Annotated in this window: 14 protein-coding genes; 6 read left to right on the top strand and 8 right to left on the bottom strand. The window is 57.6% G+C overall.

Translation table 11 applies throughout. From position 1 onward, the window contains the following. Positions 1-37: 37 nt before the first annotated feature. Both GKQ23_RS00260 and GKQ23_RS00255 read right to left on the bottom strand, forming a co-directional pair. Entirely contained in the window at positions 38-1,096 is a 1,059-nt protein-coding gene (locus tag GKQ23_RS00260) for a fatty acid desaturase (protein ID WP_056237885.1), read from the bottom strand. 254 nt (positions 1,097-1,350) lie between these two features. Then, the gene (locus tag GKQ23_RS00255) at positions 1,351-2,304 is read right to left on the bottom strand and encodes an MBL fold metallo-hydrolase (protein ID WP_212408353.1); all 954 of its coding nucleotides are present in this window, start codon (positions 2,302-2,304) and stop codon (positions 1,351-1,353) included. 81 nt (positions 2,305-2,385) lie between these two features. Here GKQ23_RS00255 and GKQ23_RS00250 point away from each other — a divergent pair, with 81 nt between their 5' ends. Then, positions 2,386-3,366, top strand: a complete 981-nt coding sequence (locus tag GKQ23_RS00250) for a LysR family transcriptional regulator (protein WP_212408352.1) — start codon at positions 2,386-2,388, stop codon at positions 3,364-3,366. 15 nt (positions 3,367-3,381) lie between these two features. Here the strand turns inward: GKQ23_RS00250 and GKQ23_RS00245 are convergent, their stop codons facing one another. From GKQ23_RS00245 to GKQ23_RS00235, 3 genes are all read right to left on the bottom strand, one after another. Continuing rightward, entirely contained in the window at positions 3,382-4,644 is a 1,263-nt protein-coding gene (locus GKQ23_RS00245) for a type II toxin-antitoxin system HipA family toxin (RefSeq protein WP_212408287.1), read from the bottom strand. After that, positions 4,634-4,966: a helix-turn-helix domain-containing protein gene (locus GKQ23_RS00240; RefSeq protein WP_249168394.1), complete on the bottom strand. Its 333-nt coding sequence runs from the start codon at positions 4,964-4,966 to the stop codon at positions 4,634-4,636. Before GKQ23_RS00240 ends, GKQ23_RS00245 begins: the two co-directional genes overlap by 11 nt. Positions 4,967-5,111: 145 nt before the next feature. Further along, a complete protein-coding gene (locus GKQ23_RS00235) occupies positions 5,112-6,353 on the bottom strand; it encodes an MFS transporter (RefSeq protein ID WP_212408285.1) in 1,242 nt (413 codons plus the stop codon). A 68-nt stretch (positions 6,354-6,421) separates the two neighbouring features. Between GKQ23_RS00235 and GKQ23_RS00230 the strand changes: the two genes are divergently transcribed. Continuing rightward, on the top strand, positions 6,422-6,862 hold the full coding sequence (locus GKQ23_RS00230; RefSeq protein ID WP_212408284.1) for a helix-turn-helix domain-containing protein: 441 nt from the start codon (positions 6,422-6,424) through the stop codon (positions 6,860-6,862). 115 nt (positions 6,863-6,977) lie between these two features. Here the strand turns inward: GKQ23_RS00230 and GKQ23_RS00225 are convergent, their stop codons facing one another. Both GKQ23_RS00225 and GKQ23_RS00220 read right to left on the bottom strand, forming a co-directional pair. Continuing rightward, positions 6,978-7,334 carry a cupin domain-containing protein gene (locus GKQ23_RS00225; protein ID WP_056238459.1) on the bottom strand — a complete coding sequence of 119 codons (357 nt, stop codon included), beginning with the start codon at positions 7,332-7,334 and terminating at the stop codon, positions 6,978-6,980. Between the two features lie 355 nt (positions 7,335-7,689). Then, a complete protein-coding gene (locus GKQ23_RS00220) occupies positions 7,690-8,526 on the bottom strand; it encodes an alpha/beta fold hydrolase (protein WP_212408351.1) in 837 nt (278 codons plus the stop codon). A gap of 258 nt (positions 8,527-8,784) precedes the next feature. Here GKQ23_RS00220 and GKQ23_RS00215 point away from each other — a divergent pair, with 258 nt between their 5' ends. Continuing rightward, the gene (locus GKQ23_RS00215) at positions 8,785-9,780 is read left to right on the top strand and encodes a GlxA family transcriptional regulator (protein WP_101505011.1); all 996 of its coding nucleotides are present in this window, start codon (positions 8,785-8,787) and stop codon (positions 9,778-9,780) included. Positions 9,781-9,795: 15 nt separating this feature from the next. On the opposite strand, the gene GKQ23_RS00210 is transcribed toward GKQ23_RS00215, so the two are convergent. Continuing rightward, a complete protein-coding gene (locus GKQ23_RS00210; protein WP_371819993.1) occupies positions 9,796-11,133 on the bottom strand; it encodes a glycoside hydrolase family 10 protein in 1,338 nt (445 codons plus the stop codon). Between the two features lie 330 nt (positions 11,134-11,463). Between GKQ23_RS00210 and GKQ23_RS00205 the strand changes: the two genes are divergently transcribed. The 3 genes from GKQ23_RS00205 (at position 11,464) to GKQ23_RS00195 (ending at position 22,517) form a co-directional block, all read left to right on the top strand. Continuing rightward, on the top strand, positions 11,464-13,047 hold the full coding sequence (locus GKQ23_RS00205; protein WP_212408283.1) for a DNA translocase FtsK: 1,584 nt from the start codon (positions 11,464-11,466) through the stop codon (positions 13,045-13,047). A gap of 203 nt (positions 13,048-13,250) precedes the next feature. Beyond that, entirely contained in the window at positions 13,251-13,499 is a 249-nt protein-coding gene (locus GKQ23_RS00200; RefSeq protein WP_212408282.1) for a hypothetical protein, read from the top strand. Between the two features lie 435 nt (positions 13,500-13,934). Beyond that, positions 13,935-22,517: a glycoside hydrolase family 94 protein gene (locus GKQ23_RS00195; RefSeq protein WP_212408281.1), complete on the top strand. Its 8,583-nt coding sequence runs from the start codon at positions 13,935-13,937 to the stop codon at positions 22,515-22,517. Positions 22,518-22,534 lie beyond the last annotated feature (17 nt).

Below are 22,534 nucleotides of genomic sequence, written 5' to 3'. Positions count from 1 at the left end.
CGAACTTTGGATGCTTCGGCAGCGTCAGGCGCTCTCATCATCCGGTTGCTCCGGCTTCGGGCGCTTCGGCAGTGACGGGCGTTAAGTCAGGGTGCTGTTGTGGTTGTGGTTGTGGTTGCGCGCGCGTGGCGTCCGGTCGACCGTCCGGGAACCAGGGGTTGATTTCAACCTGCACCGGCCTGATCAGATGCTGGCGCATCAGCTCACCATACCCTTTAACGAAAAACCCCTGATTGCGCCGCAGCCAGGCCGCTTTACCGGCACGATACACCACCGGCAGCCCGTACCACGGAACACGCGGCAGATCGTGATGCACCAAATGGTAGTTCAGGTTGAGAAACAGCAGACGCCAGAACAGCCCGGCCTCGTTGATCACCGATCGCGCTTCCGGGGCCTCTTCCGCCCGGTGTTCGAGGAACGAACGCACCGAGGTCACCGCCAGCATCGGCCCGGTCACGCCGAACAGATACCAGACCAGTGGGAAGTCATGAGCGTGCAGCCAGCCGATCACCGGCACCAGCAGGATAAAATGCACCAGCCACATGACCATGGCGGGGCGATCCCGCTGTACCAGCGAATGCCAGATACTGGCCAGCGCCCAGAACATCGTCAGCAGCGGGGCCAGCAGGAAGCGGCCGGGAAAGGTGTTGCGCAGACGCACCAGCTGGCGCTGCACGCCGTTAAAGCGTGCCCAGCGGCGGCGGGTAAAGTAATAGCTTTCCGGATCGGTCTCCGGCACGGTGAGATCTTCATCGATATGATGGGTCAGATGCAGGTCGCGATAGGCGCCGTACGGGTACCAGATCGAGAACGGCAGCATGCCGAACAGCTGATTCAGGCGTGGAAAACGGGTGGGATGGCCGTGGATCAGCTCGTGCTGCAACGACATATACCAGGTGGTTAACCAGATTAACAGCAGCGTTGACGGCAGCAGCCCGAGGGTTTGCCACCAGGCGACCGTGGCGACCCAGCCGCCGTAAATAGTGACGATCAGCAGCCAGGTCGGCAGCTCGCTGCGCCACAGCCAGGTAGCCGACAGCCGGGCGATCAGCTCCCGCTGTTCCCGATCCAGATAGACCGACGTTCTTCCACTCATAGAGCCAACCTGCTGACGATGTGATGATGCCAATCGGCAGAAGATTACCCGCTGAAGCGCCCGGCACAAATGCCATTAACCGCTATGGTCAGAACAGGAGTGGTATTGGCGTTCACGGCCGCAGGTCGGCTAAGGTAACAGACACATTGCCAGGGCTTGCCGGACAACAGGCAGATTAACGGCTTAAGCGCCGATCGAACTGAAACTGGTTAATTTATTATAGCCATAGGGAGGTTGCTGAAACGTTTATCCGGTTACAAAGCAAGGTGAGTGGTATAGTTCGCCGCCACCCAGCGATAGCCGCTACCGTCGCGCCGCACGTGGCCCAGGCCGGGGAAGGCGATGTGTGCCGCCGCGACCCGGTAGCCCTGGGCGGCTGCCTGCTTCAGCACGCGCTCACGGGTGGCGATCGCCTGCTGCTGGCTGACGTCGAAGTGGATCGCCACGTGCGGATCGGGCATCTGTGCCGCTTTGGCATGGATAATATCGCCCCACAGCACCAGCGTCTGGCCTTCACTCTCTACCCGGTACAGCACGCTGCCGGGGGTGTGCCCAGCGGTTGATTCAGCGCGGATGCCGGCAACCACCGTCGCCGGGGCGCGGAAGGTATGCAACTGGCCGGCGGCAATCACCGGGCGCAGCGTCCGTTCGGACTCGGCAAAGGTGTGTGCCTGGCTGGCCTCAACGCGGCTGACGTTGGCCGGGTTAAGCCAGAAATCGACATCGCGCTGCTCAACAAAAATCTGTGCGTTAGGGAAGGCCGGTCTGCCACCGCGCGAGACGCCGCCGGAGTGGTCGGCGTGAATATGGGTCAGCAGCACCGCGCTGATGCTCTCTGCCGGGTAGCCCGCCGCCGCGAGGTTCTCCAGCAGGTGTCCGCCGTTATGCCCTAACAGGTCACCGGCCCCGGCATCCACCAGAATCCGCTGCTTACCGTTGTCGATAACAAACGCGTTGATCGAGGTTTCCGCCTGCGGCGTCATCGCGTCCGCCGCCATCGCCTTACGCAGCGTCTGCGGGGAGATATGCGTCAGCAGTTTGTCGAGCGGGATGGTGACCGTGCCGTCAGAGACGGCGGTAATGCGCAGTTTGCCCAGCGTCATGCGATAGTAGCCCGGTGCCTGCTGGTCCGGCGCGCTGGCCGGTTGCACGGCAAGCAGCGGTGTGGAGAAGGTCAGTGCGGCAACCAGCATCAGTCGTGTTTTCATCATAGCCTCGTTAAACAGTGTTATTACCCGATAAGCGGCAGTATCCTGAACGGCATAACATCATTCAAATTGATTAAAATAATTATGACTATCAGAGAAAATGATTTTAGCCGTATCGATATGAATCTGCTGACCGTGCTGCTGGTGCTGCACCGCGAAGGCAGCGTGTCGCGCGCGGCGGAGAAGCTGCATCTCGGCCAGCCGGCGGTGAGCGGGGCGCTGGCCCGGCTGCGGGAGATGTTTCAGGATCCGCTGTTTGTGCGCGGTGCCAGCGGCATGCTACCGACGCCGCGTGCCGAATCGCTGGTGGCCGAACTGGCTCCGCTGATGGAGCACCTGCAGCAGGTGCTGTTTCAGCAGCCCTCATTTACCCCGTCCACCGCCCGCCACGCCTTCCGGCTGGGCATGAGCGACTGGGTCGAACGCTGGCTGATGCCCGATCTGCTGGCGGTCGTCGCCCGCGACGCGCCGGGCGTGACCCTGCAGATTACGGCCAGCGATCCGTTTCAGGATGGTGCGCTGGTGCAGCAGGATCGGGTTGACGTGGCGATCACCGTCGCGGGGGAGACCGACGCCGGATTAATCCGTGAGCAGGTGCACAGCATGGACTTCTGCACGCTCTGGCATCCGGCGCAGCTGGCGCTGTCCGCGCCGTTAACGCTGCAGGCCTATGTGGATAACGATCATCTGCTGGTCTCCTACCGTGGAGCGAGCCACAGCGCCATTGACCAGCGGCTGGCAGAGCAGGGCGCACAGCGGCGGGTGCGCTACGTGACGCCGCACTTCTCCTCACTGCCGCCGCTGCTGGCACGTATTCCGGCGCTGGCCACGGTACCGTCAGGGCTGGCCGCCGAATGGAGCGTCCGTTACGGGCTGAGCTGCAGCACCGTGCCGCTGACCACCCCGGCGATCGACCTGTCGCTGCTGTGGCACAAGCGGCGCGATAACGATCCGGCGCTGGGCTGGCTGTTATCGTTGCTGCGCGGGGTCATGCAGGCGGGCGGAGAGCATTCAGAGCACAATAGTAAGAGCAAAAAAGACGCGGTGAGTCAGGCAGAATAATGGCAACTGACCGTTTCATTCAAAAATAAACGGGTTTAAAAACTGTCTGTTCCAGAAAAAACGGCGATCGATTTCTGACAGTGCCGCTTCATCGCACACTGTATTCCAGTGATGTGCAATCTCCGTTGCCTGTTGGTCGAAAATGGCGGCAGCTTCGACGGTGGACAGCAGAAAATGATGCGCGCTGGCAAGGCAGACTCTGCGCTGACTGTAACGGTTGTTACCGTTAATCAGCATCGCCTGCGTGGCTTCATTTCCCGCCCGCCCCTGCGGGCAGATATCATAGGCTGGCGTCAGCGAGAGATTTTCGCCATCCCAGAAGGCCGCGTGGTTTCTGGCATGATCGTCAGTATTGCCACAGAGAATGTTGAAGCAGATACGTGAATAGAGCTCCCTCAATGTCTCTTTAGGCCGTACAAAACGTTGCCGAACGATCTCAGCAAAGTCCTCATAGCTGGCATAGCGCGCCATCATATCGTCCAGGCCAAATAACGTCAGCGCTGAGACCATGGCCCGACGAGACCAGCCATCTGTCGTTGCTACCCGGTCAAAACGCTCAATCAGCAACACATCCTTCCCAGCAGCCTGCGACATCTTCACCGGCGCGACATTCAGTCCGCAGAGAGCAGCCAGACGCATGGCAATAAATTCGGCTTTGACCACGCTGTAAAGGTCGTTGCTGGCTGAAAATTTTGCAATGTACTTTTTGCCCTGTTCTTCAACTAACGCTTTCGGACGCGCGCCACCAATTGAACTGCCATGAAACAGCGCCTGATCAAGTTCCTGCGTGAGTGGTATCCCGCGTTCGACACGTTCAGCCGAATGCAGCAACTCCTCCATCTGAACATTTTTGACATATCGGGGTTGGTAATCGGTTGCAGAGTGCTGGAAATCTAATGCACCGATGCGGTCAGAACCGGATTCGAGCAGATAAGTGAGTTCATCCAGTAATGCCGTATCGGTATCGGCTCCACGGACGCCCAGCCTGCGATTGATGATCACCCGGCGTCCCCATGCATCCGGCGAGCTGTCACGGATGCATGACGGCATCGTTAAGCCGGGCAGCAAAGGCAGGCTTCCCGGTTGTAACGGCAGCTCGGGCGGCCAGAGGGAGATCGAACCGGCCAGATCGTTCACGCGTTCAAGATAGCGGCGGCCATAGTTAAATACCAGATTGCGGTTACCGTCACTACTCAAACGCCCGGCAACGACCGGTTGCGTGGATCCCGGCAGCCAGACCCAGACAAAAGCCTGTTGGGGTATTTGCTCAGAAGTCATCAAACGTTTCCCTGTTCGGTTTACGTACCCTTAGCGGCAGCAGGCTCAGGCGCTCTTCGGCCTGTCGGCGATGAATGCTCAGTGTATGCCCATCCGTGCTGCTGTTAAACAGCGGGATCCCCAATAAAGCCGCAATTTCAAACACCACCCCGAGTTCACACTTTGGATCGGCTTTCTCGATACGCTGTAGCATGCTGCGTGAAATGCCGGCACGCTCTGCCAGTTCAGCCCCGGTCATTTTTCGGTTTTTTCGCTCCAGCTGAATCATGGCAGCCAGCAGACCAATCGCCTCCAGGGTGTAACGTGAATAGGTTCTTTTCATTGAGCGTGGCATTTTGACTTTCCTGTGGGTCATTAAGTTAATTAATGACGGCTTTATAGGCCATATTATTAGCACGATTGACTCTGCCTGCAATAAAATTGATTCACCTATGGGTCATTAACCCACTTAATGACCGCTATATGACTCATTCTGGTATGGTCTGCCGGCCGGCTGCTTTGCGCAGGGTGGACAGCAGTGTCAGGGTCAGCATCACGCCGACCGTCAGAAAGGTCAGCCGCATTCCGACGACGACAGGTTCCGCACCGGCCGTCGCCGGCACGGCCGGGTCGGTGGCCCAGGCAAACAGCGCGCCGAGCAGCGATGCGCCGGCGATCAGCCCGAGGTTGCGCGACAGGTTAATCAGCCCGGAGGCCGTGCCGCGCTGGTTGTCGGGTACTTTCGCCAGCACCGCGCTGTTGTTAGCCACCTGGCACAGCTGATAGCCCGGCGTCAGGATCATGATCGCCAGCAGATAGCTGGTCACGCCACCGGCCGCGCCGGTGAAGGCCAGCAGCAGGGTGCCGCCCGCCATCAGCGCCAGCCCGAGCCGTTGCGTGTAGCGGTGACCGAACCGATCGACCAGTCGCCCGGCGGGCACGCCGCAGCACATGCCGATCAGCGGCCCGGATGCCATGATTAGCCCGGCCTGGCCGTCCGTCAGCCGCAGCCCCTGGCTCAGATAAAACGGCCCGACCACCAGGGTGGTCATCATCACCGCCGCTACCAGCAGATTCAGCGCCAGGGTGTTGAACATCGCGCGGTTGAGAACCTGACGCAGGCCGGGCGGTACGCCTGATGTCGCCGGTGGTTGACCCGGCAGGGCGACCAGCAGCAGCAGCAGGGCGACGATCGCCAGCGGCAGCGGCATCCAGAACAGTCCGCGCCAGCCGGTCAGCGGCAGCAGCAGCCCGCCGAGCGCCGGGCCGAGCGCCGTTCCCAGCGCGGAGACGCTGCCCATCAGCCCCATGCTGCGGCCAGGCCGCCCGGCCGTGCTGATCTGACGCATCAGTGCCATCGACAGCGTCATCATAAAGGCGGCCCCGATGCCCTGCAGCAGCCGCGCCAGCACCAGCAGCGGCAGCTGGCTGGCAAGGCTACAGAGCAGCGATGCCGCCGCAAACAGCAGCAGCCCGGCGGCCAGCATTGGCCGCAGTCCGAAGCGATCGCCGAGCCGCCCGGCATACACCGCGGCGACGGTTAATCCCGCCAGGTAGGCTACCACCACCCTCTGTACCCCAGAGAACGGGGCGGCAAACGCCGTCCCCAGCACCGGCAGGGCGATATTGGCGATGCTGGTGCCGAGCGACGCCAGCAGCATCGCCAGCACCAGCGCGGCGGTCAGTCGCGCAGACGACAGCGGTGGGGCGGAAGGAGTGATCTGAGTCATAGTGCATTCTCTTGTTAAAGGCAGGGTGTCAGGCTAGTCTACGAATTGAAGTCGACTTGAGGTCAAGTATGAAATTACTCGATATTGCCGAGGTGGCGGCGCAGTCCGGGGTGAGCCCCTCCGCGCTGCGTTACTATGAGAAAAGCGGTCTTATTCACGCGGTGGCGCGCCACGGCCTGCGGCGGCAGTACGCGCCCGAGGTGCTGTTACAACTGCGGCTGATTGCGATGGGGCAAACGGCGGGATTTTCGCTGCAGGAGATCGGCGGCCTGTTTGGCCGCGGTGGGGTGAGCGAACTGCCGCGGGATAAGCTGCACGCCCGCGCCGACCAGCTGGACGCGCAGATCCTTGAGCTGACGGCGCTGCGCGACACCCTGCGCCACGTGGCGGACTGCGGGGCGCCCAGTCATTTTGAATGCCCAAATTTCCGACGGCTGATGGATATCTCAGCGGGCCAGGCCAGAAGTGCCCGGGCGTTTAAGCCAGGAAAACCCGGCAGAAAAACCTGACGGAAGGGCGTGGCACGCTGCGTGTCCTGACGATCAAACGGACCGCTAAGGGGCATAATCGCCGTACAGAGACTTACCAGGCAACCGGCCTGTGAGTGACGCAGTGACGACGCGCTTATTTCACGTCAAATATCACGTACAGCTTGCGCATCTGCGTTTCCATCACCCAGGTGCCTTCGGTGTTGGCCTCAAAGAAAAAGGTGTCACCGGCTTTATAAGTCAGCGTCTCTTCCCCGTCCGGGGTGAACGATCCGCTGCCGAACAGAAAGTGCATCACTTCCGCCTGCTTAACCCCACGGCGATAGCTGCCCGGCCCGCACTCGAAAATACCGGTATCAATGCCGCTGGTGCCGGGAATGGTTTTCTCCAGCCCGAACAGCTTAATTTCCGGTGAGCCGGGCAGTCCGGCGATGCTGCCCTGCGGATCCAGCGCGGGGATAGCGGCGGGTTGTTCGATTTTTTGCACTTTCATGATGGCGTGATCCTTTTTGATGGCGGCATAACGGCAGAAATGGGCGCGCGGCAAGCCCTTCAGGGGGGCTGCCCGTTAACAACCAGCTTAGCGGAGTGGCTGAATACTTTATGAAATATCCGCAGCCATGAATAACATAACTGCGGGTAAATGAGGGCGGGTTTGGCAGAAACGGTTGCGGGTGGCCTGACAAACGGGTTCACCCGTTGAGCATGCTGCACAACAATACCTGACCGCATAGCAAGTCTGAAGTTATTCAACGCGATGGCATCATTGACCCCGAAGCAGGATGCCAGTTTAAACAGGCGGCTAATAGAATCAGGTGATTGCCGCTAATCCTCCGGGGTTGCAATGTTTAACGCCTGGCGAAAGCCAGCAAGTCAGGGTTAATTATTTCAGGGTTGGTCGAGCACATACCATGCGGCAGACCGGGATAGGTTTTCAGGGTGCCCTGTTTCAACAGTTTGACTGACTTATGTGCGGAGTCATCAATCGGCACTATCTGGTCATCTTCACCATGCATAACTAATACCGGAACGGTGATGGCTTTCAGGTCCTCAGTAAAATCAGTTTCTGAGAACGCGGCAATACAGTCATACTGCGCTTTAGCGCCGCCAGCCATTCCCTGTCGCCACCAGTTGTTTATCAATCCCTGGCTGACTTTCGCGCCAGGGCGGTTAAAGCCATAAAATGGGCCTGCCGGCACGTCGATATAGAACTGCGCACGGTTTGCTACCAGAGCAGAACGGAAACCGTCAAATACCGTTAAGGGTAAACCCTGCGGGTTGGCGGCTGTTTTCAGCATGACAGGGGGGACAGCACCGATCAAAACCGCTTTTGCCACCCGGCCTTTTTCAGCATGTGCGACATAACGCGCCACTTCGCCGCCGCCGGTAGAGTGGCCGATATGAATGGCGTTCTTCAGATTCAGCGTCCTGGCAAGTTCGGCCACGTCTGCTGCGTAGGTGGTCATATCATTACCTGCATCGGTTTGGTCGGAACGTCCGTGACCACGGCGGTCGTGGGCGATTACGCGAAAACCTTCAGATAAGAAGAACAACATCTGGTTATCCCAGTCATCAGCGCTTAACGGCCAGCCATGGTGGAAGACGACAGGTTGTGCACTCTTCGGGCCCCAGTCTTTGTAGAAAATTCGGGTGCCGTCTTTGGTAGTAATGATGCCGTTGCTCATAGGGATATCTCCTGAAGGTGATGATAAAAATGTTATGCCCTGGGCGAGGGATGAGTGTGAGAGCCCAATACCTGCCGACAGCGTGCTGCCGAGGATCAAAAGGTTACGCCTTGAAATTTTTAACTTTTCAATTTCTGCGCCTGACATATGCGCTCCTTTACAGTTTTCAGGCCATCGCGGTGATGACTTGTTGAACATGATTGTCAGGCATTACGTAAGGCGTTACACTTGTCATATATGACATTATAAGCGTTGAAAATGACAAATCTCAGTTCTGTTAAAAGCACGGTTATAGCTGAAATTGGTGTGTTGATTTACCGGGACTGCCAACTCGCCGCAGTGTACGGCCTGACCGATATGTTCAGGATCGCCGCTGACTGGGCTATGAGCATTTCCGGAGAGGAGCGTAAACGGGCGATACGGGTTTCGCACTGGCAGGTTACTGAAGGCGCTAATACCGTGGAATGTGTCTGGGACAGCCATCCGGATGAACCCCATCGTATGAGCTATCTGATTGCGCCGCCAAGCCTGGTGATGCCAGCACTGATGACTTCAATGAAGGTGCCCGCTGACTGGATGAATACACTCTATAACAAGGGTGTCACGCTGTGTTCGGTTTGTGCCGGTGCATTTGTTCTGGCCGAAACCGGGTTGATTAACCACCGTCGCGCAACAACGCACTGGGCTTTTGCGCAGGCGTTATCCGATCGTTTCCCAGCGATTGACGTGGTAGCGGAAAAAATGGTCATCGACGATGGCGATATAATTACCGCAGGCGGGATCCTGGCCTGGATAGATTTGGGGCTGACGTTGATCGAGAAAATATCAGGAACGGGCACAATGCTTGCCACCGCCCGATTTTTGCTGGTCGATCCCCCAAGGCGTGAACAAAGTCCCTACAGCGTTTTTATCCCTGATTTCGAACATGGTGACAGCAAGATTTTACTTATCCAGCATCATCTGCATGCCCACTATTCCGAGCAGCACAGTATTGAAAAGATGGCAGAACGGGTGTCACTGTCACCACGCACCTTTCTCCGCCATTTCCAGAAAGCTACGGGATTAAGGCCGACGGATTACCTGCAACAGGTGCGGATAATGAAAGCGCGAGACGCGCTGGAGCTTACAGGGCAGGCTGTCGATGTGATTGCCTGGGAAGTGGGATATACCGACGCTTCTGCCTTCCGCAAGGTCTTCCGCAAAATCATGGGTGTGACGCCCAGCCAGCATCGACAACGCTTTAACCATGAATAACGTGAAGACGCACTGTTATTTTCCACTTCCCCAGCGGTCTCTGAGGTAGTTAACCGCGCTCTGCGTCTGCGGCTGGTTCAGGTAGTTCTCGCGGAACAGGATGGTGCCGTCGATCTGCGGCAGTGATTCGTTCATATCCAGCTGTTTTTTCAGCTCTGGTACGCCGTTGCCGATCGTCCAGTCCGGCTCGATCTTCGAGGCTTCGCCGACCTTGTACAGCGCTACGCCGATATAGAGGCGGGTACGGGTCGGTTTCACCACCTCAGCCCACCAGCTGGCCAGCACGCCGTAGCTGGCGGCCTTGCGGGAGAACGGCCAGTAAATCTGCGGGGCGATATAGTCGAGCAGCCCGCTCTGCACCCAGCGGCGGGTGTCGGCGAAGGATTCATCATAGGCGGCCGCGCCGCGCGTATCGGAGCCGGCGGCATCATGAGACAGGTTGCGCCACACCCCGGCCGGGCTGACGCCAAACTCGACACCCGGCTTCAGCTGCTTAATGGTACGCGACACCTGTTCGATCAGCTGCTGGGTATTGTGCCGACGCCAGTCCGCCTTGCTGGCAAACCCCTGACCGTAGCGGCTGAAGGTCTGACCGTCGTTGAGCATCGAACCCGGAGAGTCGGCGTAGAAGTAGTCGTCAAACTGCACGCCGTCGACGTTATAACGCGATACCACTTCCGCCACGATGCTGGTGATCCAGTCACGCGCCTCCGGAATGCCCGGGTCCAGCACGTAGCGCTCGCCGGAGATGCGGATCCAGTCGCGGTGCAGGACAAACACGCTGGCCGGCTGCTGCGACAGGGTGCGGTTAAGTTCCGCGGTCGTCGACGCTTTGGTATTCACCGATACCCGGTAGGGGTTGAACCAGGCATGTACCTTCATGCCACGCTTGTGCGCTTCATCGAGGATAAACTGCAGCGGATCGTAACCCGGATCCTCGCCGATCTGCCCGGTCAGCATATCTGACCACGGCAGGATCTCAGATGGCCACAGCGCGGTGCCGTCGGGTTTTACCTGAAAAAATACCGCGTTAATCCCCAGCCCCTTCAGCTTATCCAGCTTAGCGATGAGCGCCTGCTGCTGCAGGCGAATGCGCTGCTCAGGGCGGGCATTAACCGAGGCGATCGGCGGCCAGTCCAGCCGCGAGACGGTCGCCAGCCATACGCCGCGCAGCGGACCCTGCATCGGCGCGGGGTTGACCGGCAGCGGAGGCTTAACCATCACCGTCGGCGGCGGCGTCACCAGCGAACGCGGCGGGGTGGAGGAGCAGCTGGTTAACAGCAGCGCGGCGGCGGTCAGTGCCGCGAGCCGTTTGACTGTGATTAGCGAAGTGAGGCGGTCAGCGCTGGCGATGGTAAGCTCCGAAACTAAGCGATATCCTAAGTGAATCCCTCTTTTTACGGCAATCGGCGAGGCGAATAAAGGATTTCATTCGGGAGGATCCGTTGAATGAACAGGTTAGTACAGCAGAGCAAGAGAGTTACCGATGCCCGGAGTGGTTAGTCAAAAGAACAGGCCTTAAGAACTGCTCAAGCCTGTTTTAAGCCGAATGGTACCTTGTAAGTGAAGTTAAGTTCAGAAGGTGAGTGGATTGCTGAGCGGGCCGAAGGCCCGGGTTAGTTTAATTAAGCCATTGTGTGTTGTAACTAAAATACCCTTTAACAGATGAACTGGTATTACATAATGAATAACAACGTTAATTTTGATCCACTTCTGGCTACAGCAACGACCTGTGCCGAACGTGAAGCGGCAAGGAACGTAGCCAACTCTCTGGAAGAGTTCGGGGTACAAGCTGAGATAATGGCCGTCAAAACCGGCCCTGTGTTCACATTACTTGAGGTACTCCCCGGCCCCGGCGTCACGGCCAGACGATTTTCCGCACTAAAAAACGACCTGGCACGCAGGCTTTGCGTAGCCTCAGTTGAGGTCATCGAGCACCTCTCCGGAACGCCATATGTCGGCATCCTGATCCAAAATACTCATCGTCAGACCGTGGCGTTAAGCACCGTGTTAAACTATCTGGCTGCGGCGGATCCGGTATCGCCATTGGCCATCGTCCCTGGGGTCAGCCTCTCCGGGGAGCCGGTGGTGATTGATTTACAGGCAGTGTCTCATCTGCTGATTGGAGGCATGACCGGCTCGGGAAAATCGATTCTGTTGAATGCATTCCTGTTATGCCTTTTATCCCGTGCCGCACCGGAAACAGTTCGCTTTATTCTTATCGCTCCGCGGCCAGTGACATTTGTCGGATATGCGAAGTTACCGCATTTGCTGACTGATGTGATTGAGGACAAACAGCAAGCCTTAAATGCTTTGCGCTGGACGGGCGTTGAAATGGAACGTCGCTTCAGGCTGATGTCTGCTCTGGGCGTAAACAGCCTTTCTACATATAACGACAGGGTGGAACGCGCTGAGCGCATGGGCACGCCTTTAGCGGACCCTTTCCTGACAGGAGAGGGCACCTCAGCATCTTGTCTGCCCACTCTGACCACGCTTCCGTTTATCGTGGTGGTAGTCGACGATGTGGCCGACCTGATGCTATCGGCTGGCAATCCGCTGGAGGAAACGGTGCTTCGCCTGGCACAGCAGGCGCATGCTGCTGGTATACATCTGATTCTTTCCACCCAGCGCCCCTCAATTGATGTGCTGTCCAGCCGCATTAAAGCGGCAATTCCTTCCCGTATCGCTCTCACCACGGCTGGTAAAGCGGATTCAAGAACGATCATCCACCGCGATGGGGCTGAGATGTTAACAGGAGAGGGAGATATGCTCTTTCTTTGCCCCAACACATCTGAGGCGCTGCGGTTACAGTGTGTCAGCCCTTCTGCGCAGGACATCCATACTTTGGTGCAGTTCTGGAAAGATCGTTACCCGTTCCAGTATCTTGGTGGGATCACCTCCGACCCTGAGAGACTACCTGCCCAGGATGACGTTAATGATTTCGGGCCCGTGTACGACGAGGCCATTCGCGTGGTGAGCGTGACCCGGAAAGCGTCGATTTCTCAACTACAGCGCGCGCTACGAACTAGTTACCACCAGGCATCGCGGCTAATAGAACGGTTGGAGAGCGCTGGACTGGTGAGCGGTCCGGATCATAGCGGTATTCGCAGAGTGCTAATGCCTGAACCCCAGGAGCAGGTGATGCCTGTACCCCGGGAGCAGGAATACTGTGGACAGGATGCGAAAGCATCCGTGAGCGATTCCCCTGATGCTGTATCTGAGAAACGCGGGGCACTAAGATGGTTTACATCCTGGCTGCGTCGTTAAGCAGGATCTTTTAGCTTCATTCAGGGAGAGAATGTGGGGTGGTACAAAATGTTGCGGCCGGAGTCGAGAAGTGCTCAAAAATGCCTCTAAATAGACAAGGTGCCACCATTTTTCCTGAAACACAGGATATTAATACTGTAGATACGAAATAGGGGGTTGGTTGAAATGAACATATCTCCTTTAAATATGACATTGTACCAAAGTTGGGAAGCTATATTTTAACTTACAGCTCATACCCTAATGGAGACTTTGGTTCTTTAGAGCGCGATGAATTCTCAGGAAATAATCTTATAGGGGCTTTGGATTTCTGGTCACAAGGATGGCTGGATATCAATGTTTATGATTGCCAGCAGGACAAGGGACTTATCAACAGATACTATAAACCAGAAAATATAGTTGAACAGGAAGAAGCTCTTCGCTCTCTTTGTAAAATATTAGTCGATAATAAGTAGGGTAAATATTTTTTATGGCGATGCTAAAAAAATCCTGTGCAAGCAATTATTTTCCCTTTGTTCAGTACCGGCTTAAACAGGCATCAAGAACTGCTTAAGCTTGTTTTAAGCTGAACGGTACGTTGTAAGTGAAGGTTAACTTCAGAGGGTGAGAGTTTCGCATGGGTTTAATCACGAGATTAGAATGTTGTAACTAGTAGCGCGTCAGTATTACGCGGGGCCGATCGTCTGCACGCGGCTGGTAATTTGTGACGAAACGGTCTCCGCGCTGGACGTCTCGGTACATCGCCGTACTGGCTTCTTAACCAATGTTCTATACTGAACATAATTCCAGCAGCTGTTCAGTCCCTGATGCCTTACGCCCATCCTGAGAGAACATTTCTGAACTGATTTCGCAACTGCTCCTGCACGTTAACGTCGAATCAGAGCAACCCTATGAAAACGAGACTTATGGCGTGGTTTAAGCGCGCCCGTATTCTGCCCGAAGACAGCGAACGCGTTCCTTTCCCGGCAAACGATACGGGCGGTGAGAACGACTTACGATCGGAGCTGTTTTCGACGCCACAGCTGGAGCGTTTCGGGCAAAAGTTGGCCCGCACGCATAAGTTGTCCCCGGATAAACTACCCTATTACCTGCTTAAACGACTCAGTGACAATGAGGCGGTGATTACACAAAGCTGCTACGCACTCAACGCCGGTAAAAAAACCAGTATCATGCCCGCAGGCGAGTGGTTGCTGGACAACTACTACCTGATCGAAGAGCAGATCCGCATGGTTCGCCAGCACCTGCCGAAAAGCTTCGGTAAAGGGCTTCCTGCACTGGCCTCCCCGCATCAATGCCCCCGGATTTATGATATCGCCTCAGAGGCCATCGCTCATGGCGACGGGCGCTGGGATACCGTCAGTCTGACCAGCTATCTCACCGCCTATCAACAGCTGACGCCGCTGACGTTGGGGGAAGTCTGGGCGTTGCCGGGGATGCTGCGTCTGGCGCTGATTGAAAACCTGCGGCGGGTGAGTTGCGAAGTGGCTGAGGCACAGCAGGAACGCAACCTTGCGGATACATGGGTAACGCAAATTTTTGAATGTGCTGAGCATGCTCCCGCCGACGTAATCATGGTTATCGCCGATATGGCACGTTCTCACCCTCCGCTGAGTAGCGCTTTTGTCGCAGAGCTGTTTCGCCGCCTGCAGGGACATGGCAACGCGCTGGCGCTTCCTCTCAGCTGGGTTGAACAGCGTCTTGCAGAGCAGGGAGTGACGACTGAGGCGCTCATTCACCGTTTCAATCAGCAGCTTGCTGCCAGCCAGCTCTCCGTCAGCAACAGCATTGCCGGTTTGCGCTTGCTGAGTGAAACAAACTGGGCGGAGTTCGCCGAGAGCATCAGCGTAGTGGAGCAGACGTTGCGACGTGATCCTGCGGCTATCTACCCGCGCATGCACTTCGATACCCGGGACCATTATCGCCACGTGATCGAGACGCTGGCCAGAGAGAGTCGCTTCAGTGAACCGGAAGTCGCAAACCGCGTGCTGTCACTGTCTGGTGAAATGGCCGCAGACACTGCGCACCGACATATTGGTTATTTTCTGCTGGGAGAGGGGCGCGCGCAGCTCGAAGAATTACTGTCGGCTGAGAGGTCGGGTATCAAACGGCTGCGACAGAGTTTTAATAAATTTCCCCTACTGTCATGGCTCGGCAGCATAAGCCTTTTAACCACCGCCGTTACGGCCGCCGTATTGTATGAGACGGCGCAGCATGCGATCTCCTGGCTGCTGATACCGCTGGCGTTTCCTCTTATTGTTGCTGTCAGCCAGCTGGTGAGCGATATGCTGAGCGAAGCAACCACGCGTTTTCGCATCCCCAGCCCTCTGCCGCGGATGGACTTTTCAGACGGCATTCCTGTTGAGTATGCCACCATGGTGGCGATCCCCTGCATGCTGACAAGCCATGAAGGCCTCAGCAAGCTTCTCACTCGTCTCGAAGTGTGCTGCCTCGGTAATCAGGATGATCATCTCTGCTTCGCGCTTCTCACCGATTTTGCTGATTCATTAACCGAAAATAGCCGGGAAACCAGTGCCCTGTTAAGCCAGGCATTAGCAGAGACGCAAAAGCTTAACCGGCGCTATCCCGGCAGCCGGCCTCGCTTTTATTTACTGCACCGCCAGCCCGAATGGAACGATACACAGGGGATATGGATGGGGTATGAACGCAAGCGGGGCAAGCTGGCGCTGCTGAACAGCTGGTTACGCCAGCCGGGAGCACAGTTTTCAAGCGCTGCAGGCTTGCCCCCGCACATGTTACCCGGACAGATTAAATACGTGATCACGCTGGACAGCGATACGCTCCTGCCACGCGATACCGCGCATAAACTGGTGGCCACGATGGCGCACCCGCTGAACAAGCCAGAATACGATCCGACGCGCCAGAGAGTCATTAAAGGGTACGGGATTTTACAGCCCGGCCTGGCGGAGGAGATGCCCCGCAACGGGCAAGGACGCTACGCCGCCCTGCGCAGCAGTGTGCCGGGTAATAATCCCTACTCGATGATGTCTTCCGATATCTATCAGGACCTCTTCGGCGAGGGATCGTTCGTTGGCAAAGGTATTTATGATGTGGATATTTTTGTCCAGTCCACCGCCAACGCCTGCCCGGAAAATCTCGTTCTCAGCCACGATCTGCTGGAGGGTTGCTACGCTCGCTCCGGCCTGTTGAGCGAAGTCTTACTCTACGAACAGTATCCGAATGATTATCTCTCCGACGTCGCGCGCCGTACGCGCTGGATCCGCGGGGACTGGCAATTACTCAACTGGCTCAGGCTCCGGGTGAGAAAAGCAGACGGAACCCGGGATAAAAATCCGCTCTCCGCGCTTTCCCGCTGGAAATTATTTGATAATCTGCGACGCAGCCTGGTGGCGCCTTCCTTCCTGCTGTTGCTGTTTAGCACGCTGCTGTGGATCCCCAATCCGCAGTACTGGCTTGGCGTGCTGATGGTGATACTGCTGCTGCCTGCGGCGTTAAGCATCGTCTGGGATCTCTTGCATAAACCGCTTCGCCGTCCCTTCAGGCAGCATCTGATGCTGGTCGCAGCCGGAGCACTGAAGCGCGTTTCCCGTATCGGGCTGACCGTGGTGATAACGCCGCACGAAGCCGGTTACTCGTTATATGCGATCGGCGTTACGCTCTGGCGTCTTGGCGTAAGCCAGCGCAATCTCACCCAGTGGGTAAGCCATAGCCCGGATAACGGCCAGAACAACGTCTCTGCATTGGGCTTCTGTCGGGCTATGTGGTTGAACGTCGCCTGCGGTCTGGCGCTTACGGCTCTGACGTCTGTTTTTGCACCGCTGCTGCTGACCATCGCGATAGCCATCAGCGTCACGTGGTGCCTGACACCCCTTCTGATGAGCTGGCTGAGCCAGCCGGCTGTGCGTAAGGCCTGTTTGCCGAATCAGCAACAGAAACAGCTGCTGCGGCAGACAAGTCGGGAAATATGGGCCTTCTTTGAAACGTTTGCCACGGCGAAAGAGAACTGGCTCCCCCCTGACAATTATCAGGAAATCCCCCAGCCTGCGGTCGCGCATCGTACGTCACCCACCAACATTGGCCTCTCTCTGCTGGCTAACCTGACGGCCTGGGACTTTGGCTATCTGCACGGCGGCGGCGTGCTGCAGCGCATCATGCTGACCCTGGACACGCTGGATAAGATGGAACACTTCCGCGGTCATTTATATAACTGGTATGACACCCGTACGCTTGCGCCGCTCAGCCCGCGCTACGTCTCAAGCGTTGACAGCGGCAACATGGCCGGACATCTGCTGACGCTGCGTGAAGGGGTGTCAGGCATGCGTAATCAGCCGGTTTTGAACGGCGAAAGGATATTAGCCGGCCTGGACGATACGCTTTCCCTTCTGGAAAAACACTGGGGGCCGGGTGCGCCGGGTGCGCTGAAACTGCTGCGCAGTCAGTGCGCCAGTGCGGCGGCGCTGCCTCTGGGGCGACTGTATGACGCGCTTAAAAATATGCGCGCACAGTGCAACCATCTCACCGGCGCGTGTCGGCAGGAGGGTCACCTTGTGGTGCGCTGGACGGAGCGTCTGGAGCAACAGCTGGTCGAACTTTGCCATGAATGGTCGCATCTGCTCGGCTGGTTACCCCCGGCATACTGCGGCGAGACGCTGCCGACGCTGAGCTGGCTGGCGGGCGCGACCTGCGCAGGTGAAGGGACGCCTCCGGCATCGGTTATTACCTACGCCCGCCTGCGGCTGGATATGATCGGCGAGCTTGAACAGCGGCTGAGCGACCATGCGCGTATGGATTTTGCGTTTCTTTACAGCGAAGCGACCAGCCTGCTCAGCGTCGGATTTAACCGTGACACGAATACGGCCGACAAAAGCCACTATGACCTTCTGCCCTCTGAAATCCGTCTGACCAGCTTTGTCGCCATCGCAACGAATCAGCTACCGATGAAAAGCTGGTACGCGCTCGGAAGGCTGTTCACCACCATCGATAATGAAACCGCCCTGATGTCCTGGAGCGGCTCGATGTTCGAATATCTGATGCCGAATCTGGTGATGCCGACCTGGCACGGCAGTCTGCTTGATAAGATGAGCAAATCCGCGGTGATGCGCCAGATCCACTGGGGCAAGGAGCGCGGCGTGCCGTGGGGCGTATCTGAGTCCGGCTATCATGCCTTTGATGTTCAACACAATTATCAGTATCAGGCATTTGGCGTACCCGGCCTGGGTCTGCGTCGGGGGCTTGCCGACGATATGGTCGTCGCGCCGTACGCTACGCTGCTGGCGCTGCTGGTTTCTCCGCAGAAGGCCTGCGAAAACTTGCTCAGGCTGGAGCAGAGCGGTGCGCGCGGCGAATATGGGTTTTATGAAGCGCTGGACTATACGCCATCACGGCTTGCTACCGGGCAACTGTACGCCGTGGTGCAATCGTGGATGGCACATCATCAGGGCATGGGATTTCAGGCGCTGGCGCATCTTCTGCTGGACGCTCCGATGACCGCTCGATTTATGGCGAGCCCTGCCTTTATGTCGGCAAACCTGCTGCTCCAGGAGCGCGTACCGGATGTGGTCGATCTCTACAGTCCCCGCCGTCATTTTGAATCCCACGAGGGGAGGGTGAAACCGGTGCGCTATGAGCCGCGAGTCTTCACCCGTGCGGACAGCCCGACGCCTGAGGTACAGCTGCTATCCAACGGACACTACCACCTGATGATGACGCCGGGCGGCGGCGGATACAGCCGCTGGAACTCGATTTCCCTTACCCGCTGGCGCAGCGACACGACCCGTGATTGCTGGGGATCGTTCTGCTATATCCGCGACCCGCTTACGGATGAGGTCTGGAGCAACACCTGGCACCCCGTGGGCGGACACGCTGACGGCAACGATGAGATGATATTCACCGACGCGTGCGCGGAATTCAGGCGCACCTTCGGCACTCTGAGCATCAGAACGCAGGTTGTGGTCTCTCCGGAAGATGATATAGAGCTGCGACGGGTCACCCTTGTACACCGCGGGCGTCTGCCGCGAACGCTTGAACTGACGACGTACGCCGAAGTGGTGATGGCCCCAGAGGCCAGCGATCTGGCACACCCGGCGTTCAGCAATTTATTCATTGAAACTGAGATTGACCCGGGACGGGACGCTATTCTGTGCCACCGACGTCCGCGTTCGCCGGATGAACCGAGTCCGTACCTGTTTCACATGATGGTCGTGCATGGCGATGACGGCGCAGGCGCCTCGTTTGAAACCGATCGGGCTAAGTTTATCGGCAGGGGCAGAAGTCCTGCTGATGCCGCGGCTGCCCATGAAAACGGGCCGCTCAGCAATACGTCGGGCGCGGTGCTGGATCCCATCCTGGCAATACGCCACGCCGTGACGCTCCTGCCGGGAGTGCCGGTAACGATTGATATCATTTATGGCATCAGCGAGAGTCGTCAGCACAGCCTGGCGTTGCTGGAAAAATACCGCGATTACCCGATTGCCGAGCGCGTCTTTGAGCTGGCCTGGTCGCACAGTCTGGTGGTGTTACGGCAGATGAACGCCAGCGAAGATGACGCCACGCTGTTTAACCGTCTCGCCAGCGCGGTGCTCTATCCCGGCCCGGAATTACGCGCCGGCGGCGAGGTCATCAGCCGGAACAGGCGCGGTCAGTCCGCGCTGTGGGGCTGGGCTATTTCAGGCGATCTGCCGATTGTGCTGCTCAGCGCCGCCAGCGAGGAGAGTATGGCCTCCGTCACCACGTTAATTCAGGCGCATCGCTACTGGCGGCTGAAAGGGCTGGAGGTGGACCTTGTTATCCTCAATAACAGCCCCGGCGGCTACCAGCAGGTGTTGCAGACGCAGATTATGGATCTAATCTATGCCGGTTCAGAAGCCAGCATGCTGGATAAATCGGGCGGGATTTTTGTACGTAACGGCGAGCACCTGTCTGCCGATGATAAGCAATTGTTAATGAGTGTGGCCTGTCTGTATCTCGACGATCGTGCCGGTGGTCTTAACGAACAGCTTAACCAGCGGATCCACTTGTCGAAAAAAACGCTCAGGCCTTTTGTGCCGGGCAGCGCGGCAGGGAGTAATCAGCACACGGACTGGACGCCAGATACCGACAGGCTGCGACATTTCAACGGTCATGGCGGGTTTTCTGAAGATGGTCGGGAGTATCAGATTCTCCTGAAGGAAAACCAGCCGACGCCTGCTCCCTGGTCCAATGTGCTGGCAAACGACTGTTTTGGAAGCGTGATATCTGAAGCAGGACAGGCCTACAGCTGGTGCGAGAACGCTCATGAATACCGCCTGACGCCCTGGGAAAACGATCCGGTAAGCGACCGCAGCGGTGAAGCTTTTTATATTCGTGATGAAGAAAGCGGCGAGTGCTGGTCGCCCACTGCGTTACCCGTGCGCGGGCGCGGCGATTATCTGACCCGCCATGGCTTTGGCTACAGCGTATTCGCCCACCGCGAGAGCGGGATAGACAGTGAGCTGACGGTACTGGTCGCCGAACATGCCCCGCTTAAGCTGGCGATCCTGACGCTCAGTAATAATTCGGGCCGTGCGCGGCAGCTATCGGTCACAGGATACGTGGAGTGGACGCTTGGTGAATCGCGCACGCGTTCAGCCCCCCACATTGTGACGCATGCGGTAAGCGTGCCGGGTGGTAGCAGCGTGATGGCCAGTAATTTTTACGGCGCTAGCGGCGAAGGGCGCACCGCATTTTTTGCCGTCAACGACCCAAATGGTTCCTTTACGGCCGACCGCCGCGAGTTTATTGGCCGCAACGGCTCTCTGCAAAACCCAGCCGCCATGAAGCTACGCAGGCTGTCAGGTAACGTGGGTGCCGGTCTCGATCCGTGCGGCGCAATCCAGTCTGTCACTACCCTGATTGATGGCGATCAGAAGACCTTTATTTTTATACTTGGCAGCGGGGAAAATCCTGCCCAGGCGCAGACGGTGCTCGCCCGCTATCTGGATGAGGACAACGCTCGCCAGGAGCTTAACGCCGTTCACCGATACTGGCACCGCATGCTGGATACCATCGTGGTCAACACCCCGGACAGCACCGTTAACTTACTGGTTAACGGCTGGCTGCTGTATCAGACGATGGCCTGTCGTCTGATGGCACGCAGTGGTTATTACCAGTCCGGCGGCGCGTTTGGTTTTCGCGATCAGCTTCAGGATACGCTGGCGCTGAGCCACTGCGCACCGGAACGACTGCGCGACCAGATTGTGCTGTGCGCCTCCAGGCAGTTTATTGAGGGCGATGTGCAGCACTGGTGGCATCCTCCGCACGGCAACGGCGTACGTACGCGTTGTTCTGATGATTATCTCTGGCTGCCGCTCGCGGTCTGTCACTACGTCGAAACGTCCGGGAATACCGGGATACTGGAGCAATGCATCCCCTGGCTGGAAGGGCGCCAGCTCCAGCCCGGCGAAGAGTCCGTTTACGATACGCCACTCATCAGCCACACCAGAGAGACGCTCTGGCTGCACTGCGTTAAGGCGATTAAGCACGGGCTACGGTTTGGCCAGCATGGTTTGCCGCTTATGGGTGCGGGCGACTGGAATGACGGGATGAACCGGGTCGGCATCGACGGTAAAGGGGAGAGTGTCTGGCTCGGATTCTTCCTGTACGACATTTTACAGCGTTTCGCGGTGCTCGCTGAGCGGCGCCAGGATGAACATGTTGCGTCGCTGTGCCGTCTGGAGGCGGTGCGCCTGCAGAAAAATCTCAATGCCGCCGCCTGGGATGGCGAGTGGTTCCGGCGTGGCTATTTTGACGATGGCACGCCTCTGGGATCCAAAGACTCGCAGGACTGCCGGATTGATGCCATCGCGCAAAGCTGGTCCGTTCTCTCCGGGGCGGCCGATCCTGAACGCGCCGTTAAGGCGATGCAGGCGCTGGACAAGCACCTGGTCGATACCGATGTCGGGCTAATTAAGCTGCTTTCCCCTCCATTTGACGGTCATGGACCGAATCCCGGTTACATACAGGGTTATCTGCCGGGCGTGCGGGAAAACGGCGGGCAGTATACCCATGGAGCCATCTGGGCCGTGATGGCCTTTGCCCGAATGGGGAATGCAGAGCGCGCGTGGCAACTCTGGTCTGCGATCAACCCGATACACCACACGCTGGATGCCAAGGGCGTGGAAAGATATAAAGCGGAGCCCTATGTCATGAGTGCTGATGTATACAGCGTCGCGCCGCATACCGGTCGGGCAGGGTGGAGCTGGTATACCGGGTCCGCAGGCTGGGCGTACCGTCTGCTGACAGAAGAGCTGTTGGGGATAAGACGTTACGGTAATTCCCTTACCGTTCACTCTCTGTTGCCGGACAGCTGGCCGTCATTTAGCATGACTTATCAGCATGGCAGCAGTCAGTATCACATTACTGTTTCACGTGGCGAGGTAACCTATCAGGTTACTCTGGATGGCATCCCCCTGGCGGATGACAGAATCCCGCTGATGGACGATGGAAAAACTCATACGATTGAAATCATTCAGAACTGACGCAGGCGTGTAATGCG

Origin of the sequence: Erwinia sp. E602, assembly GCF_018141005.1 — a bacterium.
Classification (GTDB): Bacteria; Pseudomonadota; Gammaproteobacteria; order Enterobacterales; family Enterobacteriaceae; genus Erwinia.
The sequence above is the reverse complement of the archived record's forward strand: the minus strand, read 5'-3'. Positions and strand labels throughout refer to the sequence as shown.

Bases quoted from the DNA above. Each gene is read 5' to 3' on its own strand.
- GKQ23_RS00215 (WP_101505011.1), top strand. From the start codon at position 8,785: ATGACAAATCTCAGTTCTGTTAAAAGCACGGTTATAGCTGAAATTGGT.
- GKQ23_RS00225 (WP_056238459.1), bottom strand. From the start codon at position 7,334: ATGAAAGTGCAAAAAATCGAACAACCCGCCGCTATCCCCGCGCTGGAT.
- GKQ23_RS00195 (WP_212408281.1), top strand. From the start codon at position 13,935: ATGAAAACGAGACTTATGGCGTGGTTTAAGCGCGCCCGTATTCTGCCC.
- GKQ23_RS00255 (WP_212408353.1), bottom strand. From the start codon at position 2,304: ATGAAAACACGACTGATGCTGGTTGCCGCACTGACCTTCTCCACACCG.
- GKQ23_RS00235 (WP_212408285.1), bottom strand. From the start codon at position 6,353: ATGACTCAGATCACTCCTTCCGCCCCACCGCTGTCGTCTGCGCGACTG.
- GKQ23_RS00220 (WP_212408351.1), bottom strand. From the start codon at position 8,526: ATGAGCAACGGCATCATTACTACCAAAGACGGCACCCGAATTTTCTAC.
- GKQ23_RS00240 (WP_249168394.1), bottom strand. From the start codon at position 4,966: ATGAAAAGAACCTATTCACGTTACACCCTGGAGGCGATTGGTCTGCTG.
- GKQ23_RS00260 (WP_056237885.1), bottom strand. From the start codon at position 1,096: ATGAGTGGAAGAACGTCGGTCTATCTGGATCGGGAACAGCGGGAGCTG.
- GKQ23_RS00245 (WP_212408287.1), bottom strand. From the start codon at position 4,644: ATGACTTCTGAGCAAATACCCCAACAGGCTTTTGTCTGGGTCTGGCTG.
- GKQ23_RS00230 (WP_212408284.1), top strand. From the start codon at position 6,422: ATGAAATTACTCGATATTGCCGAGGTGGCGGCGCAGTCCGGGGTGAGC.
- GKQ23_RS00205 (WP_212408283.1), top strand. From the start codon at position 11,464: ATGAATAACAACGTTAATTTTGATCCACTTCTGGCTACAGCAACGACC.